Source organism: Sphingopyxis macrogoltabida (assembly GCF_001314325.1).
Lineage (GTDB): Bacteria > Pseudomonadota > Alphaproteobacteria > Sphingomonadales > Sphingomonadaceae > Sphingopyxis > Sphingopyxis macrogoltabida.
The window spans coordinates 2,337,534-2,354,955 of sequence record NZ_CP009429.1 but is presented as its reverse complement, the minus strand read 5'-3'; the positions used below and the strand labels follow the sequence as shown (position 1 = coordinate 2,354,955).

Below are 17,422 nucleotides of genomic sequence, written 5' to 3'. Positions count from 1 at the left end.
GCGTCAGAAGCGGGCGAGGTCGTAAGGCGCGGGATCGAACGGCGCGTCGTCGGCCATGATGCCGCAGAGCAGCTTTGCCGAAACCGCCGCCTGCGTGATGCCCAGATGCTGGTGCCCGAACGCATAGCCGATCCGCGGCATCGCGGCGAGGCGGCCGATGGCGGGGAGCGAGTCGGGCAGCGACGGGCGGCTTCCCATCCAGACTTCGGCATCCGGTGCGGGATGAAAATCGTCGAAGTAGCGGCCGGCATAGGCTGCGAGAGAATGCGCCCGCCGCCAGTCGGGCCGCGCGCCCACGTCGGCGAACTCGACCGTTCCGGCCAGCCGGAGCGTATCGCCCATCGGCGTCGCCACGCAGGATTCGCGCTGGAAGGTGACTGGCCGGTCGAGAAGGCGGCCGAGGCCGGGTAGAGCGAGATGATAACCGCGCTCGGCCTGCAAGGGGACGGTCGCGCCGAGCGGCCGCAGCAGCGCATCCGATGCGAGGCCTGCCGTGATCATGATCCGGTCGGCGGAGTGGCTCCTCGCGTCGGTGATCAGTTCGGCGAATGTTTCGCCCGACCCGATCGCCATGGCGCGTTGCCGTATCAGCGTTCCGCCGGCGGCGTGAAAATGCGCCAGCAACGTCCGGCTGAGCGCGAGCGGCTCGCCGATGTCGGCGTCGCTTTCGTGGAGCAGGCCGCCGACCGCCGCCTTGCCCAGCGCCGGTTCGAGCGCCAGCAGCTCTTCCCGGCCGAGCAGGCGCGACGGTAGCCCGTGACGCGCGAGGCGCGCGCCGACGTCTTCGAGCTCGGCCCGGTCGCGCGGATCGCGGATCAACCGGATCATGCCCTTTTCGCGCAACCGGTCCGGCCGGCCGCAGTGACCCAGCAGGTCGCGCCATGCCGCGACCGAGCGATTGTTGAGTGCGGCGATCGCGCCCGTATTTCTGTCTTGCCGTCCCGCAGACAGCGTCGTTGCCGCGCGTGCCATCCACGGCAGGAGGTGCGGTAGCGATGATGCGCGGACGACCGCAGGCGCATCGCGGGCCATCAGCATGCGCGGCAGGCTGGCGATGCGTCCGGGCGTGATCAGCGGAAAGATTTCCGACGCCGCAATGATCCCGGCGTTGCCGAAAGAGCAGCCCATGCCCGGATCGGCTTCGTCGAACAGCGTCACCCGGTCGCCGCGGCGTTGTGCTTCGATTGCTGTCGCCAGCCCCACGATGCCCGCACCGACGACGAAGGTCGAGCTATCCGTCACCGAGCTTCTCCCAGACCAGTTCGGCGGCGGCGAGATCGGCAAGCGCGGTTCCGACCGACTTGAACAGCGTGCGGGTGCCGTCGGGCAGCGAAAGCGGATGCGTGGCGAGGACCCTGATATCGCCGCGTATCGCGTCGGGCCCGATCACCCCATTGTCCAGGGGGGTGCGAAGATCGCCGGCCTCGGCCAGGGCGCCATCGATCGTATCGACGTAGATCGCCGACTGGCGAACGCCTTCGTCGTCGATCTCGCGCATGTCGGGGCGATAGCCGCCGACGAGATCGACGTGGGTGCCCGGCGCGACCCATTCGCCGCGGATCAGCGGCTCGGTGGAACGCGTCGCCGCCGAAATGATGTCGGCGCACCGTGCGGCGGCCGCGAGGTCGTTGGCGATCGTCACTTTGGCTTCCGGCAGCCGCCGCGCGACTTCCGATGCGGTCCGCGCCGCGTTGTCGGGCGAACGGCCCCAGACCTCGATCGTATCGACAGGCCGGACGGTCGCATGGGCCTCGGCGAGATAGGGCGCGAGATGCCCGGTTCCCAGAAGGAGCAGCCGCCGCGCGTCGGGTTTCGCGAGCGCGCGCGCCGCCAGCGCCGAGACCGCCGCGGTGCGGCGCGCGGTCAGTTCTTCGGCATCCATGATCGCGAGCGTCTCGCCGGTGCGGGCGTCGATGAAGATGAACAGCCCGCCGATCACCGGCAGCCCGTTCGATCCGTTATTCGCCGTGACCGTCAGCACCTTCACCCCGGCATAACGGTCGGACATTGCCGGCATGACAAGCAATTCGCGGCCCGTGCCGCGCGATACGCCAAGGCGCAGGGGCGCGGCCGCGGGCTGTAGCAGCGCTACGGCCAGATGATCGACCAGCGCCGCAAACGGCAGCGCTCCGACGATCTCGCCGGCGCCGATCATCCGCATCGCTCCATGCCCTAGCACTTCATCTCCCATAGCGGGGTGATGTTATGATGATTGGATAAAAAATCCAACATCTTTTTATGGCGCGCTTCAGGCGGTTGCGGGAGCGGGCTCGCCCGTCGTTTCCCGGTCGCGGGCATCGAGCATTTCGAGCAAGTCGGCGCCGGTGCGCTCGATATGATCGCGGGTCAGTGCCACCGCCTGATTGATCAGTCCGCGCCGGCACAGATCCAGCAGGCCGCCATGATCTTCCTGTGCCTTGTCGATCCCGTAGCCGACCGTCAGAACCAGCCGCGTATAACGGTCGGCGTTGACGAGCAGGCCGCGGACGATATCGAGCGTCTTCGCCCGGCCGGACGGCGCATAGAGTGCCATATGGAATTGCCGGTTGAGATCGCCCCATGTGTCGACGTCGCCGGTCAGCAGGGCGGCGTCATACTCCTCCAGTATCGCCGTCGCCGCCGCCAGATCCTCCTCGGTCATTTTGGGAATGGCGTGGCGGATGAGATCGGGTTCGAGCATGGTGCGCAAATCGAAAAGTTCTTCGATATCGCTGCGGGACAGGCCGGTGACGACATATCCCTTATGCGGAAAGCTGGCGACAAGGCCTTCGCTTTCGAGCCGCGAAAGCGCCTCGCGGACCGGGATCCGGCTGGTCCCCATCTGCTCGGCGAGTGCGTCCTGCCGCAAGGGGGATCCGTCGGCGATCTCGCCCGAGAGGATGAGTTGGCGGATTTCGTCGGTGACCGAATCCGCGATCTTGACGCGGCTGACGATTTTCGGCTGCCTCTTTTCCGGCTTTTTCACCAATTTTCCCCGCCTGAGCTTGTCCGCTCATGATAAGCATATGGGTCTTTTGGCGCAATTGGATAAAAAGCGGGCCGCGGGGAAATCGAGCCGATAGTGCGTTCGGGGAGACGGGGTTCCGCCACGAACGGCGCAGACTGATACAGGCGTTAGCTGGACGGGCCGTCGAAATCCGCACAACAAGGAACGCAAGAGGCCAGGGCGCTTATTCCCTTGGCTGCGGAGTGAATGGATATGCCCCTGCTCGACCTTCCGCTTCGCGAGACGCAGCGATTGCTGCGCGCCAGCGTGCAGCGCTTTCTGGCCGACGAGGAGCGGCCGTCATGGCGCGATCTGGCCGATACGCTCGGCCTTGCGGGTCTCGCCGTGCCCGAGGCGGCGGGCGGCTTCGGCGGCGGGCCGACTGACATCGCGCTCGTTATGGCGGAATTGGGGCCGACCTTGGCGGGTGCCGACTGGCTGTCGCATGTCGCCGCGACGGCGTTGCTCGCGCGCGTCGCGCCCGATCACGCCACGCTGCCGGGACTGGCATCGGGCGCGCTTCGTGCCGCCGCCGTCTGTCCGGCGACGACGCTCTCGATGCCGGCGGTCGGCGGCGACGGGGCGCTCCGCGGCGCCGCCTTGCTGGTGGCAGGTGCGGCCGAGGCCGACCTGTTCCTGTTCGCCGACGGCAACGCGCTGCTGCTCGTCACGGCCGACCCCGCGAAGGTCGAGCAGCGCCATCGCATCATGCATGACGGCAGCGTGTCTGCCGATCTTTGCTTCGCGCTCAAACCCGGCGATGCCGAACGCCTCGCCGCCGGAGCCAATGCCCGCGCGCTCGCCGATTATGCAGACGATCTGATCCTCGCCGGTCGCTGCGCCGAGGCTGTCGGCCTGATGCAGCGGATGATTGCGCAAAGCGTCGATTATCTGGGGCAGCGCAAACAGTTCGGGACCGCGATCGGATCGTTTCAGGTGCTGCGCCACCGCCTCGTCGATATGCAGTTGGCAGCGATGAAGGCAACCGCACTTGTCGAAGCGGCGATCGCGGCGGTCGAAGAGGATCGTTTCGATCGCGCGTCGATTGTCCGGTCTGCATGTGTCGAAATCGCCGATGCGGTGCGCATAGTGGGTGAGGGGGCGGTGCAAATACACGGTGCCATGGGCCTGACCGAGGATTTGCCGCTCGGCGCCCATTTCAAGCGCGCGCTCGCAATCGCGGCGGCAATGGGCGCGCGGGCGGGCCATCCGGCACGCTTGGCAGAGGCTTAACCGAGCATCAGTCGGGCGATCAGGTCGCGCTGGATTTCGTTCGAGCCGGCATAGATGCTCGCGGCGCGGTCGTTGAGGTAGCGCGGTACCGCAACCGCCAGTTCGGCGGGCGTCTGCCCGTCGGCGTCGGCCCAGGCGGCGTAGCCGGCGATGTCGCACGCCAGCACGTCGATACGCTGTGCAGCCTCGGTGCCGAGGATTTTCAGTGCCGACGCATAGAGCGCCGGGCTGCCGCCGATCCCACGCATCGCCTTGAGTTCGAGCGCCTGCAGCGCTTGCAGTCCGACGACTTCGCGTTCGAGGCGTGCGCGCAGGAGCGGGTCGGTGCTTTGCTGCGCGCGCAGCCGTTCGAGCCGCGCGATCAACGCCGGCGCATATTTGCCGCCGCGTTCGAAGGTCAGCAGATGCTTTGCGACCGACCAGCCTTCATTTTCGCCGCCCAGCCGGTTCGCCTGCGGTACGCGGACGTCGTCGAAAAAGACCTGGTTGAATTCATGGTCGCCGGCCAGCGTGCGGATCGGCTCGACCGTGATCCCCGGCGTCGCCATGTCGAGAAGCAGGAAGCTGATCCCCGCCTGCGGCCTGCCTTCGTTCGAGGTGCGGACGAGCGCGAACATACGGTTCGCGAAATGCGCGTGGGTGGTCCAGATTTTCGATCCGTTCAGCACATAATCGTCGCCGTCGGGCACCGCGCGCAATTGCAGTGCGGCAAGATCGGACCCCGCGCCCGGCTCCGAAAAGCCCTGGCACCAATAATCCTCGCCCGACAGGATGCGCGGCAGATAATGGGCGCGCTGTTCGGGCGTGCCATAATGCATGATCACCGGGGCGACCATCTTGAGCCCCATCGGTGCGAGCCCCGGTGCGCCGGCGCGCGCGCATTCGGCAGCGAAGACATAGCGCTGCATCTCGTCCCAGCCGGGGCCGCCGAACTCGGCCGGCCAGTCGGGCGCCGCCCAGCCGCGAGCGTTCAATATACGCTGCCAGGGCAGGGTGACCGCGGGGTCGATGAAGACGCTCGTCGCGCGCCACGCGGCGTCGCGCAGTTCAGGGGGGAGGCGGGTGTCGAGAAAGGCGCGTACCTCGCCCCGAAAAGCCGTGAGCGCCGGATCGTTCAGCATGTCCATGCGCGGCTTATCGAGGGGCGCGGGAGCGAGGCCAAGCTGGCACCTGCGTCAGGCGGCGCGCGCGCCGACGAAGCCGAGCCCGGCCGCGAGCTGGATCGACTGCGCGCGCCCGGTTGCGCCGAGCTTCGTCGCCGCGTTGCGGAGGTGAAAGCGCACCGTCGACACCGACAGCGACAGGATGATCCCGATTTCGCCATCGGTCTTGCCCGCCGCGGCCCAGCGCAGGCACTGGACCTCCCGCCGCGTCAGCGTCTGCGGCACCGTCGCGTTGCGCGGGCGCCCGCGCGCCTCATTGTGCGTCGCGACCAGCTTCAGCGCCAGATTGTGCAGGTCGCCGGCATGTTTGCCGAACAGCGCCTCGACTCCGACCGGTTCGCGCGAGCACCAGAAGACCGCGCCGACGAGTCCGCGCGGCAAATGCACCGGGGCGACGATCGCCTCGCCGAAATTGGGCGTGTTCTTCGCCTGCTCACAATCGACCGCGTCGAGCAGCCCGGTCGGCCGCCAGGTGTGCAGGCGCCCCTTGCTATAGAAGAAGGGCTCGGCGACGAGCCGTGCCGCGGTGAGGAAGGCGATGTGCAGCGCCAACTTGCGGTCGCGCCAATAGGCATGGTCGGGATCGATCCAGCGAAAGCTCGTTTCGGCATAGGGGCGTCCTTCGGCATCGCCCATCGGTTCGGGGTCGCCCAGATCGGCCTGCGCGGCAATGAAGGGTAGGCCGATCGCATCGCCCGCAGCCTGAACCGCGGCAATCAGCGCCGGCATCGCATTCCAGCTTTGCGTTCGGTAGTCGGTCACGCGATCCTGTCCTCCACCCCATCCTGCCACGGATGCCAGCTTGTCCGTGCGGCCTTATTTTTGTCCTCTCGCATCGTCCGGCCACGCAACGTTCGCACGAAGATGAATGCAGCGGCAAGCCGTTTGAGGGAGGATGTAAGATGAAGGCAATCCGGTTTTTCCTGCTCGCGGGCACCAGCATCGCGCTCGCCGCGCCCGTTTTCGCAGCCGAAGCGGCCGCCGATGGCGCCGACGCCGCATCGGCAGAGGGCGAGATTATCGTCACGGCGCAGCGCCGCGCGGAATCGATCAACGACGTCGGCATGGCGATCCAGGCGGTCGACGGCGACACGCTCGAAGCCTTGCGCGTCACTGATGTGCGCGACCTGACCGCGGTCGCGCCGAGCTTTACCGTGTCGCAAAGCTATCAGGGCGTCCCCACCTATACGCTGCGCGGGATCGGCTTCAACACGATCAACCTGTCGTCGACTTCGACGGTCGGGACTTATGTGGACGAAGTCGCTTACGCCTATCCGATCATGAACACCGGTCCGGTGATGGATCTCGAGCGGGTCGAGGTGCTGAAAGGGCCGCAGGGCACGCTCTATGGCCGCAACACGACCGCCGGCCTGATCAATTTCATTACCGGAAAACCGACCGACAGCTTCGAGGGCAGCATCAAGGCCGACCTCGGCAATTATCAGACCTGGAATATCGGCGGCCATATCTCGGGCCCGCTCGGCGAGGGGATTGCGGCGCGGATCGCGTTCCGCAGCGAAAACAGCGACAAGGGCTGGCAGGTCAGCAACAGCCGCGGCGAGCGGCAGGGCAAGATCGACAAGCTCGGCATCCGCGGTTCGCTGGCGATCGATCCCGCCCCGGGCACGCATTTCGACCTCTCGGTGACCTGGTGGCGGAACAAGTCCGACACCGTCGTCGGGCAGGGGATCGGCTTTACCCCCGCCACCAACCCGGCAACGGGAACCAGCAATTCGCGCTTCTTCAACGCGCCGGGGCTCGCCGATTATCTGGCGAATAATTTTCCGACCAAGGCAACGCAGGCCGACTGGGCGCCCTATGCGCAGCGCTCGGCCGATATCGGCACCGGGCTCGGGCTCGACGGCCCGCTCGCCGAAGACAATCGTTTCTGGGGGCTGAAGCTGCGCTGGGATCAGGATCTCGGCGACACGATGAAGCTCGTTTCGCTCACCAGCTACAATGATTTCAAGCGCAACGCGCTCTCCGACTGGAGCGGCGCGCCGTTCGAAATCCTGCTCCAGAACACCGTCGGCCGGATCAAGAGCTTTGCGCAGGATGTTCATATCGAAGGCGAAAGCGGCCCCGCGACCTGGCTCGTCGGCGCCTATTACGCCAACGACCGGATCATCGACTCGAACCGGACGATGCTGGGCCAGAACGCCAATGTCGGGCTGATCCGCGCCGCGGGCGCGCCCTTGCTCGCGAGCCCGATCTTCAACTCGGGGGGCTATACGCTGGCAGAGCTCAGCCAGGCTTTCCGGACCTACGAGGATTTCGGCCGCATCCGCACCAAGACATGGAGCATCTTCGCCAACGCCGACTGGGAGCTTTCGGACCAGTTCAAGCTGACCGCGGGGGTTCGCTATACCGAGGACAAGCAGCACTATAACGGCTGTTCGCGCGACTTTAACGGCAACATGCTGCCCAACGTCAACGTCGTGAACCGCGCGCTCTATCTCCAGACCTATGGCGTACTCGCGCCCCAGATCACCGAGGGGCAATGCAACACCTTCGATCCGGTGACCGGTACCTTCGGCGAAGTGCGTTCGGTCCTCGACGAGAATAATGTCGCATGGCGCGGCGCGCTCAACTGGTCGCCGAACAGCGATACGCTGGTCTATGCGTCGGTGTCGCGCGGCTACAAATCGGGGACGACGCCGATCAACGCGGCAAATCTTGCGCGTCAGAATGCGCCGGTGACGCAGGAAAAGCTGACGGCATATGAAATCGGCCTGAAAGCGACGCTCGCCGACCGCGCGGTGCAGGCCAATCTTTCGGCCTTCTATTATGACTATGCCGACAAGCAGATCAGCACCTATTTCGCTGATCCGATCTACACGGCGCTGTCGCGGCTCGACAATGTGCCGAAGTCGAAAGCCTATGGCGTCGAGGGCGAACTCACCGTCCGCCCCGCGACCGGCCTGACGCTGTCCGCCAACGCGCTGTGGCTGAAAACGCGGATCGACGATTACAACGGCACCAACGCGGCGGGTCAGCCGGAGAATTTCGACGGCGCCGAATTCATCTACAGCCCCGAATTCCAGGGCAGCCTGACGCTCGCCTATGACACGCCGGTCAGCGATACGCTCAACCTGACCGGCGCGGTCAGCGCGCGCTACCAGAGCAAGTCGAACACGATCTTCGAGGATCTCGATCTCTACAAGGTCAAGGCCTATGGCACCGTCAACGCCAGCCTCGGCGTAAAGAGCGAAAGCGGCTGGTCGGTGTCGCTGTGGGCGAAGAATCTGTTCAACAGCTATTACTGGTCGGCGGTCGCCAGCAACGCGAACGTCGTGGTACGCTTCCCGAACCCGCCTCGGACCTATGGTCTGACGCTGGGCTTCGATTTCTGAGCCGAACCGGCCAGGGTGCAAGCAGGATGCAGGACAATTATCTGGGCACGATAATCGACTTCGCCTCTCCGGCCGGCGAGCCGGCCCTGCTTGCGCCCGACAGCGTCCAGTGGCGCGTCTACAAGAACCCTATCGCGCTCGGCGTCGGCGGGATCGCCGCGGTGCTGCTCGAGTTCGCCGAGCCGCGCATCCGGTCGGGGGTTTGGGATCATTCGACCTACAAGGCCGACCCGATCGGCCGGTCGCGCCGCACCGGCCTCGTCGCGATGCTCGCCTGCTACGGCCCCGCGAGTGTCGCGAAGGATGTGATCGGCAAGGTCAACCGCATGCACGGCAAGGTGAAGGGCGAGACGCCGGCCGGCGAAAAATATCGCGCGCTCGATCCGGTGCTGCTCGACTGGGTGGCGGCGACCGCCTCCTACGGTTTCCTGATGGCCTATGACCGGTTCGTCCACCGGCTCGCCGACGCTGACAAGGACCGCTTCATGCGCGATTCCGAAGTCATCGGCCGCGAGTTCGGCGCGCGGCATACGCCTGCGAGTGTCGATGGCTTCATGGCGATGATGGCCGATCTCGAACCGCGCTTCGAACCGCATCCCATCCTCTTCGAATTTCTCGATATCATCCAGTCGGGGCGGGCGGCGCCGGGCGTGCCGCGCTTTTTGCATCGCGCGATTGCACGCGCCTCGGTGTCGCTGCTGCCGGCACATATCCGCCGCAAGCTCGAACTCGGCCCGCAATATGACCTCACGCGGCTCGATCTCATGTTGTTGCGAGCCGCGGGGCGCCTTGCCGACCGGCGCGTCGATCGCGCGTCGCCGCCATGCCGGGCGAGCGTGCGCCTCGGCCTGCCGCATGATTTTCTTTTCAGATCTCAAGCTGCGCAGAAGGAAATATTAGCGCTGCGAGGAAAAAGGCCCGCGGCCGTCGGCACCCTCGGCAGCATCCTGCCGTAGCGCCAATGTGAAACCGGTCGCCGCGCAGATGCCGCAAAGCAAGAGAATCCATGCGAGCGCCGACGACAGCTCCCCGCCCGTTCCTGCTGCGAGCCAGGGCGCCAGCGAGGGAGCGAGGGCAAATCCGAAGACCATCGTCATCACCCCGCTGATCCCGAACCACAGGCCGCGAATGTCGTTCGGGAGCACGAGGATGCTTATCGCACTTGCGCCAAGCAATGCTGCGGTCTGACCCGCCACCAGCAAGGCCAGCAGCGCAGCCGACACATGCACCGAATCCATCACGGGAAATGCTGCGCCGGGCAACGCAAGCAGCGATGCTGCCGCGGCGATTACCATCGCGCCGCCGCGGCCGCGGCCGCGGTCGGCAAGGATGCCGGCGGCCAGCGCGCCGAGCAGCGGCGGGACGAGAAGGATTGCCGCCACCAGTTGGCCGCTCTCCGCTTCGCCCAACCCGAAATCGCGCGCCAGAACCGGAACGGCCCACACCGAAGCCATATTGCCCGCCATGATTGTCGCGACCTGCGCGACGAGCAGGGGCCAGAGCAGGCGGCCGAAAGCGTTGAGCGCCACGAAGCCCTTTGCCAGGCTGGCGGCGCCGGTGCCGGGCATCGTTTCGCGGCGCGGCGGTTCCTGCATCCAGAGCAGCGGAAGCGCCAGCAGCAGTCCCGCCAGTCCGAACAGCAATGGCGCCATTCGCCATTCGCTGGCGCCGGTGAAGAGGGGCATGAACGAGGCGGCCGGCAGCAGCCATCCGGCAAAGACAAAGCCGAGCGCGTTGCCGAAATATTCGGCAAGGATGATGAGCGCGGTAACGCGGCCGCGGCGTTCCGGCTGGAAAAGATCGGCGGCGAGCGACAGCACCACCGCTTCCTCCATGATCCCGAGGCCGGTCAGGCCCCGATAGACGAAAAGATCGGTGAAGGACGAAGCGAGCGCGGTTGCGACCGACCCTAGCATCGTCGCCGCGGCCAATCCGACGAGCAGCAGCACGCGGTTTCGCGTATCGATCATCCGTCCGACCGGAATCGACAGCAGGGCGGCGGGCAGCGACAGCGCGATGCCCTGCACGAGCCCGACATGCATATCGCTGATCGCGAGGTCGGCCTTGGCAAGGTCGAGCAGGGGATTGAATATCGAACGCGCAGCCCATGCCGAACCGAGGATGGCGCACAGCAGGGCGAGTTTTGCGGACGCATATGGGGCACCGCCTCCGCTGCCTGCCGTGCGGAACGAGATCATGCGGTCGGCTACCGATCGAAACGGGCGCGGTATGGCATTGTGACCGACTAGTCGGTTCTTTATACCGACGCAATCGGAGGACGGCCGACGCGGGCGCCTCGAACATTGCGGCCGGGGAAAATATGCCGAAACTCAATCAACAGGCGATGCGGCAGCGGCGCGAGCATATCGTCGATGCCGCGATACGGCAGTTTGCCAAACAGGGCTTCGGGGGCTCCTCGGTCGATGCCATTTGCGCCGAAGCGGGTATCAGCAAGGGCGCTTTTTACACGCATTTCGAAAGCAAGGACGCCGTCATGCTCGAATTGCTGGCACGGCGCGGCGCGGTATACGACGCCATCGCGGCATCGACCCTCGCCGAATTCGAAGAGATGTTTTTCGACCTCATGCTGCGCGGCCTCAGCGATGTCGACAGCCGGCTGGAGGTGGAAGCAGTCACGATCGGCGCGTCGAACGATGCGATCAAGCAGGCGCTCATCGCGAATTCGGAGCGGTGCGAGCGCCGCCTCAGCGAAGTCATCGGAGAGCTTCTTGCCGACGGAAAGATCGAGATGGTCGACGCGGTCACGCCGGTCGAGGCGGCATCGATGCTCTATACCTACGCCTCGGGGCGGCTGTCGCTCCATGTCTACGAAACGGCCAACAAGGACAGGGAAGCGCGCCGCGGGCTCGCCATCACGCTCGCGGGGCTCGTCCGGGCGCCGGGGTGACGATCGACCGACCGCTTGCAATAAAATAAAAACCGACTAGTCAGTCTTTATTGTCAATGACAGGGAGGGACGAGTCGTGGGGCAACATGGGTCTTGGCTGTATGCAGGCACGGCGCTGCTGGCGATCGGACAGGCGGCTCCGGCCGCCGCTCAGACAAGTGACGACACGGATCAACCGGGCGAAATCGTCGTCACGGCGCAGAAGCGCGCCGAGCCGCTGCGCACGATTGCAGCGAGCGTGCAGGCGATTGGCGGCCAGAATCTCGAAGACCGCGGACTGCGCTCGCTCGACGATGTCGCCCGGCTGGTGCCGTCGCTGTCGATCGCGCCCGAAACGGGGCTTGGCGACCGCAATATCCTGCTTCGCGGTGTTGCGCCGTCGGGGGGCACGCAGCCGACCGTCGTTACCTATCTCGACGATATCCTGATCCCCAATTCGGTCGACCCGCAGCTTTACGATCTCGAACGGGTCGAGGTGCTCAAGGGGCCGCAGGGCGACCTTTACGGCGCCTCGGCGGCGGGCGGGCTGATCCGCTACGTCGAGGTCCGCCCCGATCCGTCGGAAATCCATGCGCGGGCCGAAGCCAGCGTCGCCGACGTCTCGGGCGGATCGGCGAACTATGGCGCCGCGGCCCTGATCAACCTGCCGCTCGGCACCGATGCCGCGGTGCGGATGAGCGCGGTTTACGATCGCCGCGGCGGCTTCATCGACAATATCGATCCGGTGACCGGCGACCGCCGCAAGAATGTCAACGAGGTCGAACGGTTTACCGGCCGGATCGCTGCGGGATGGACGCCGTCGGACACACTGGAAATCCGCGCCTCGGTCCTGTTCAACAGCCGCACTAACGGCGCCTTCAACGAATCCGACCGGAACGAGCGCTTGCCGGACGGGTCGCCCGATACGCTGCTTACCAGCCGTTTCTTTCCCGAACGCGCGGCCGACCGGTCGTGGATCGGCAATCTGACGCTCGACCTCGACGTCGGCGCGGGCACGATCACTTCGGCGACCGGTTATGTCGACCAGAAGATCCGCCGGCGCCTCGATCAGCGCGACATCTACAATCTCGATCCCGCGATCACCGGCTTCGCCTACCCCGGCTTCGATCCCGATGTGAACGGTCCCTTCGTCGACAATCCGAACACGGCGCTGCTGTCGCCGTTCATCAACCGCACCCACCTCCGTCAGTTCAGTCAGGAGCTGCGCTTCAGTTCGGACTGGGACTTTCCCGTCCAGCTCCTCGCCGGAGCTTTCTATCTGCGCAGCATAACCGACAGTTTCCAGCGGCTGGGCTTCGATGCGCCGATTCCCGAATATTCGGAGGGCCTCTATGGCGGCGATCCCGATTCCCTCGTCGATGCGGGTTACACCGGCAAGGAGCGGGTCACCGAAATCGCGGGCTTCGCCAATCTGCGCTGGCAGTTCGCGGACGAGAAGGGTGAAATCAAGGGCGGCGTCCGGGTATATGACCGCAAGAATCCCCGCCGGATCGTCGATACCCCAGGGGCGCTTTTCCCCGTCGGCGTTGATGCGACGGCGAAGGACAGCGGTACATTGTTCTCGGCGAGCGCATCGTACAAGCTGACGCCGACCTTCTTTGCCTATGCGCGCTATGCCGGGGGGTTCCGCCCCGGTGTCGGCCGCGCACTGCCGGGCCCGGTATGCGATCCCGATTTCGCCGAACTGGGCATCGATCCGGCGACCATTCCGCCGTTCACCCGGCCCGAAAAGCTCGACAGCTATGAGGCCGGGGTGCGCAAGGCGAGCCGCGATGGCCGCTTCTCCGCCAGCCTGACCGGCTTCAAGATCAAATATCGCGACATCCAGCAGAGCCTCGTGCTGCCGACCTGCGCCAGCATCTTCGACGTCAATGCGGGACGCGCCACGACGCAGGGCTTCGAACTGGAAGCCCGGATGAGCCCCAGCCGCGCCCTGAACTTCACCTTCGGCGTCGGCTACACCGACTCGCGCCTCGACGAAGGCGATCCGTTCAGCGGCGGCGATGCGGGCGAGCAATTGCAGTTCGTCCCCGCGTGGAGCTTCTCGATCCAGCAGGATTATCGTGCCGCCGTCTTCGGCGACTGGGACCTTGTGGTGCGCAGCGACCTGTCCTTCACCGACAAGCGGCAGACCGAGTTCGGCCTGCCCGGGTCGCCGCCGGACGCCGCAACGCGGCTTCCCGATTACACGCTCGTCAACGCGCAGATCGGCGTTGCGCGCGACGGATGGGAAGTCCTGCTGTTTGGCGATAATCTAACCAACGAACTCCCCATCTATGGCGCAAATCAGACGCGTTATTTCGGTTCGGACGGCCGGACCTGGTCGGTCGGGAACCCGCGCACCATCGGGGTCAGGGTGCGGTCGAGCTTCTAGCCGGTCCGACCGATGGTGGCAGATATCGATCCGGGCCGGCCTTTTGGCGTCGGTCGTCGCACCCTGCTTGCGGCGGGCCTTGCGATGACCGGCGCCGGTATCCCCATGCGGGGATGGACGCGCGAGCCGATGTTCGACTTTCCCGACAGCGCCGCGCTGCGCCGGATGATCCAGCCCGCGATCGATGCGCTGGGTAAGGCGGCGCAGGTCGAGCATCTGGGGCAGAGTGCGAACGGCAAGCCGATCGAGATGATCAGCATCGGCACGGGGGAGCGATCGGCGCTGATCGTCGGGGCGCCGCATCCGAACGAGCCGATCGGCTGCCTGACGGTCGTAGAGCTTGTTCGCCGGCTTGCGCGCGACCCGCAGTTTCGTGAGCGGTCGGGTTATCGCTGGCACTTCATCCCCGCCATCGATCCCGATGGGCTCGACCTCAACGCCGGCTGGCTGCAGGGCCCTGCGACGATCGCCAATTATATGCGGCATTTTTTCCGCCCCGCTTTCGCGCGCCAGCCCGAATATGCCTTTCCGCTCGATATGCCCGGCTACCGTTTCGAGGCTGCAACGCCCGAAAATCTCTGCTGGCAGCGCGCGCTCGCAATCGCCCGGCCCGACTTCCAGTCGTCGCTGCACGGCAGCGACACCGGCGGCGCCTTCTATATCCTCAGCGAAAACCGGCCCGGACTCGCGCGCCAGTTGTCGCGGCAGACGAAACGCTTCGGTATCGCGCTCAACCGGCTGGGCGAACCCGATGCGACGATCAAAAGCTTCGCGCCGGGCGTCTTTTCGGCGTTCGAGGTCGAGCCGTACCTCGCCGAAGCGGGACGCGCGGGCAAGGATTTGCGGCAATTCTGGGGGGCAGGGCGCTCCAGTACCGAATTTGCGGCACAGACTTACGGCAGTTTCTGCATGATCTGCGAAGTGCCGCTATGGGAAGATAGTCGCCAGTTCAGCAGCCGGCCCTCGTCCTGCAGCGAGGCCGACGTCGTGCGCATGCAACTGGACCAGCTTCGCAAAAATGCCCGGCTGCTCGATCGGGCGGCTCCTTTGCTTGCCCGCGATCCTCCAGACAGCGAAAGTCAGGCGTTGATGCTTGCGCTGCGCGAAGCGGCCGCGCTTTCCGACTCACAGCTTGCGGCCGCCGAGGCGCAATTTAGAACCGCCGAAACGAAGCGGCGCGAGAGTCTTGCCGACCTTGTGCAGCTTGAACCCGGAACGACCCAGATGCGCGCACCCGCCATGCTTGCGCGGCTGGCCCGGCGACTGGGCGAACATGCTTTGGCTGCGGCCGCAGAGGCACTCACCGCCGGCTATATCGGCGAATATCTGCGCCGGTCGTCGCTGCGGCCGGTACCGGTCGCCCGCTCTATCGCGCTCCAGATACAATCGATCATCCTGTCGGCCCGGCAAGCCGGATAGCCATCGTCGCATCGGCTGTTGCAACGGCCGAGCCGCACCTGATCGGCGTTTCGTCGAAAAGTTACCGGCGCTTGTGTGCTTGTCCTTTCGTGCATGGTCATCGCGGCTCATGCCTTGCGGCACGAAATCGACCTTGGTCGGGATTGGGGGTGAGCGATGGACCGGCGGCAGTTTCTGGCGGGCGCGGCTTTGATCGGGATCAGCGGCATCTGGGCGTCGCGATCGTCCGCCGCGCCTTCGCGCATTGCATGGAAGGAAGATCGCGACCTTTTCCCTCAGGGCGTCGCGTCGGGCGACCCCGACGAACACAGCATCGTCCTTTGGACCCGGAGGCCCTTTGACCGGGGCGAACGACATGAACTGACGGTGGAAGTGGCGCTGGACCCCGACTTCCGCAGCGTCGTCGCCGCTGCGCGCGCACCGGTGCTGGCGGCGGCCGACTGGACGTGCCGTGCGCTGGTCGGCGGGCTCTTGCCAGCGACCGCCTATTGGTACCGTTTCACCGACGACGGCGGCGCGGGCAGCCGGGTCGGGCGCACCCTTACCGCCCCGCGCGCCGACGATACACGCCCGGTTCGTTTCGCCTTTGTGTCGTGCAACAGCGTCAACGAAGGTGCGCAAAACGCCTATCGCCGGATGATCTGGGAGGACGAGCGCGCGGCCGCCGACCGCAAGCTCGGCTTCGTCCTCCATCTCGGCGATTTCATCTATGAGGTGGTCGAATATCCCGAGGAAACTCCGAACCGCTATTCGCGCACCGTCTACGATCTCGGCCATATCCCCGACGCGCGCAAGGTCGGCAATTTCTACGTGCCGACCAATCTCGCCGGATATCGCCACGTTTATCGGGCGCATATCGACGATCCGGACATTCAGGACGCCCGCGCGCATTTTCCATTCGTTTGCATCGGCGACAATCACGAATTCTCGTGGCAGGGCTGGCAGAGCTTCACCAAATTCGGCGGTGAGATCGAGCCGGCGCAGCCGCTGCGCGTCGCCGCCAATCAGGCGTGGTGGGAATATATTCCCTCGCGCGTCCGCAAGGCGTCGGGCGCCGGGCTGGAGCAGTTCGATCCGCCCGCGGTCGAAAAGGCGCCGATCGACACATTCGATGATCACGGCTTTGGTACCGAAGCCAACAACCGCGCGGCGGTCGGCAGCATGACGGCGTACCGCGCGCTGCGCTATGGCAAGCATGTCGATCTGATCCTGACCGACCTCCACAGCTACAAGGCAGCGGACCCGACCGACCGGCCGGAGGCGGCGGCGCTCGATTCGGGCGAGTATCCGGTTGTCCCGCAGGAGTGGATGGAGATCGTCGACGGCGGAAAGGATTATGCCGGCGGCAAGCCGCCTGCGACGATCGCGATCGGCGAAAAGAGTATCCCCAATTATCGCAAGGATGAGGGTGCATACACCGCGCTTGGCCGCGAGCAGAAGGCGTGGCTGAAGGAGCGGCTGACCCGATCGACCGCAACCTGGAAAATCTGGGGCGCGACCAACGGCCCGCTCGACATGCGCACCGATCCGCAGAACCTTCCCGCCGGGCTGGTCGAAGGGAAGTGGCCGGGCCGAGATTATGGGACCTTCGGCGGCGGCGATTTGAGCGGTGCCTTTGCCGAACGTGCCGAGATCTACGATATGGTGCGCGACAACAAGCTGTCGGGCTTTGTCACCGTCTCGGGCGATCGCCACAGCTTCTGGGCCGGCTATGCCGCACCTGCTCTGCCGCCCGCCGGATTCGCGCCGGTCGGGCTCAGCTTCATCACCGGTTCGATATCCGCGCCCGGCCTTGGCGAAGCCGCCGAATATTGGAAGGATTCTCCCCTGCTGCCGCTCTTCGTCCGCAAGCGGGCGGGCGCCGCGCCCGAGCATACGATCAACCTGACGATCAAGCGCGGGGTGCGCGCGGCGCTCGAATATTGATCTGCCCCCCGCTGAGTGGCCCAGAGACTATGATAGTCTGGACCATGAAAGGGACATTGA

13 protein-coding genes are annotated in these 17,422 nt (G+C 65.6%); 7 read left to right on the top strand and 6 right to left on the bottom strand.

The window, feature by feature from the left end:
• Window positions 1-3: 3 nt before the first annotated feature.
• From LH19_RS11825 to LH19_RS11815, 3 genes are all read right to left on the bottom strand, one after another.
• On the bottom strand, window positions 4-1,242 hold the full coding sequence (locus LH19_RS11825) for an NAD(P)/FAD-dependent oxidoreductase (protein ID WP_054728136.1): 1,239 nt from the start codon (window positions 1,240-1,242) through the stop codon (window positions 4-6).
• Window positions 1,232-2,155, bottom strand: a complete 924-nt coding sequence (lhpI, locus tag LH19_RS11820; RefSeq protein WP_205626796.1) for a bifunctional Delta(1)-pyrroline-2-carboxylate/Delta(1)-piperideine-2-carboxylate reductase — start codon at window positions 2,153-2,155, stop codon at window positions 1,232-1,234. Before lhpI ends, LH19_RS11825 begins: the two co-directional genes overlap by 11 nt.
• 93 nt (window positions 2,156-2,248) lie before the next feature.
• A complete protein-coding gene (locus LH19_RS11815; protein ID WP_054728131.1) occupies window positions 2,249-2,965 on the bottom strand; it encodes a GntR family transcriptional regulator in 717 nt (238 codons plus the stop codon).
• Between the two features lie 228 nt (window positions 2,966-3,193).
• Here LH19_RS11815 and LH19_RS11810 point away from each other — a divergent pair, with 228 nt between their 5' ends.
• Window positions 3,194-4,219 (top strand): acyl-CoA dehydrogenase family protein, encoded by a 1,026-nt coding sequence (locus LH19_RS11810; RefSeq protein WP_054728130.1) that lies wholly within the window; start codon window positions 3,194-3,196, stop codon window positions 4,217-4,219.
• Here the strand turns inward: LH19_RS11810 and LH19_RS11805 are convergent.
• Entirely contained in the window at window positions 4,216-5,346 is a 1,131-nt protein-coding gene (locus LH19_RS11805; RefSeq protein ID WP_054728128.1) for an acyl-CoA dehydrogenase family protein, read from the bottom strand. The two genes, LH19_RS11810 and LH19_RS11805, sit on opposite strands and share 4 nt — an antisense overlap.
• A gap of 48 nt (window positions 5,347-5,394) precedes the next feature.
• Entirely contained in the window at window positions 5,395-6,144 is a 750-nt protein-coding gene (locus LH19_RS11800) for a helix-turn-helix transcriptional regulator (protein WP_054728126.1), read from the bottom strand.
• 140 nt (window positions 6,145-6,284) lie between these two features.
• Here LH19_RS11800 and LH19_RS11795 point away from each other — a divergent pair, with 140 nt between their 5' ends.
• Together LH19_RS11795 and LH19_RS11790 are read left to right on the top strand one after the other, a co-directional pair.
• Window positions 6,285-8,735: a TonB-dependent receptor gene (locus LH19_RS11795; RefSeq protein WP_054728123.1), complete on the top strand. Its 2,451-nt coding sequence runs from the start codon at window positions 6,285-6,287 to the stop codon at window positions 8,733-8,735.
• Between the two features lie 26 nt (window positions 8,736-8,761).
• Window positions 8,762-9,691 (top strand): oxygenase MpaB family protein, encoded by a 930-nt coding sequence (locus LH19_RS11790; protein WP_054728121.1) that lies wholly within the window; start codon window positions 8,762-8,764, stop codon window positions 9,689-9,691.
• On the opposite strand, the gene LH19_RS11785 is transcribed toward LH19_RS11790, so the two are convergent.
• Entirely contained in the window at window positions 9,632-10,933 is a 1,302-nt protein-coding gene (locus tag LH19_RS11785) for an MFS transporter (RefSeq protein ID WP_054728119.1), read from the bottom strand. The genes LH19_RS11790 and LH19_RS11785 overlap by 60 nt on opposite strands.
• Before the next feature lie 122 nt (window positions 10,934-11,055).
• Here LH19_RS11785 and LH19_RS11780 point away from each other — a divergent pair, with 122 nt between their 5' ends.
• From LH19_RS11780 to LH19_RS11765, 4 genes are all read left to right on the top strand, one after another.
• Complete coding sequence (locus tag LH19_RS11780; protein ID WP_054728117.1) at window positions 11,056-11,643, top strand: TetR/AcrR family transcriptional regulator; 588 nt, start codon at window positions 11,056-11,058, stop codon at window positions 11,641-11,643.
• A gap of 76 nt (window positions 11,644-11,719) precedes the next feature.
• Window positions 11,720-14,017, top strand: coding sequence for a TonB-dependent receptor (locus LH19_RS11775; protein WP_054728116.1), 2,298 nt, complete (start codon window positions 11,720-11,722; stop codon window positions 14,015-14,017).
• A gap of 12 nt (window positions 14,018-14,029) precedes the next feature.
• The gene (locus LH19_RS11770; protein ID WP_054728114.1) at window positions 14,030-15,436 is read left to right on the top strand and encodes a M14 family zinc carboxypeptidase; all 1,407 of its coding nucleotides are present in this window, start codon (window positions 14,030-14,032) and stop codon (window positions 15,434-15,436) included.
• Between the two features lie 156 nt (window positions 15,437-15,592).
• Window positions 15,593-17,362, top strand: a complete 1,770-nt coding sequence (locus LH19_RS11765; RefSeq protein ID WP_082395608.1) for an alkaline phosphatase D family protein — start codon at window positions 15,593-15,595, stop codon at window positions 17,360-17,362.
• The last annotated feature ends 60 nt before the right edge of the window (window positions 17,363-17,422 follow it).

Excerpts from the sequence above, each read along its gene's own strand:
- LH19_RS11770 (WP_054728114.1), top strand. The coding sequence starts at position 14,030 with ATGGTGGCAGATATCGATCCGGGCCGGCCTTTTGGCGTCGGTCGTCGC.
- LH19_RS11790 (WP_054728121.1), top strand. The coding sequence starts at position 8,762 with ATGCAGGACAATTATCTGGGCACGATAATCGACTTCGCCTCTCCGGCC.
- LH19_RS11810 (WP_054728130.1), top strand. The coding sequence starts at position 3,194 with ATGGATATGCCCCTGCTCGACCTTCCGCTTCGCGAGACGCAGCGATTG.
- LH19_RS11805 (WP_054728128.1), bottom strand. The coding sequence starts at position 5,346 with ATGGACATGCTGAACGATCCGGCGCTCACGGCTTTTCGGGGCGAGGTA.
- LH19_RS11785 (WP_054728119.1), bottom strand. The coding sequence starts at position 10,933 with ATGATCTCGTTCCGCACGGCAGGCAGCGGAGGCGGTGCCCCATATGCG.
- LH19_RS11765 (WP_082395608.1), top strand. The coding sequence starts at position 15,593 with ATGGACCGGCGGCAGTTTCTGGCGGGCGCGGCTTTGATCGGGATCAGC.
- LH19_RS11780 (WP_054728117.1), top strand. The coding sequence starts at position 11,056 with ATGCCGAAACTCAATCAACAGGCGATGCGGCAGCGGCGCGAGCATATC.
- lhpI (WP_205626796.1), bottom strand. The coding sequence starts at position 2,155 with ATGATCGGCGCCGGCGAGATCGTCGGAGCGCTGCCGTTTGCGGCGCTG.
- LH19_RS11795 (WP_054728123.1), top strand. The coding sequence starts at position 6,285 with ATGAAGGCAATCCGGTTTTTCCTGCTCGCGGGCACCAGCATCGCGCTC.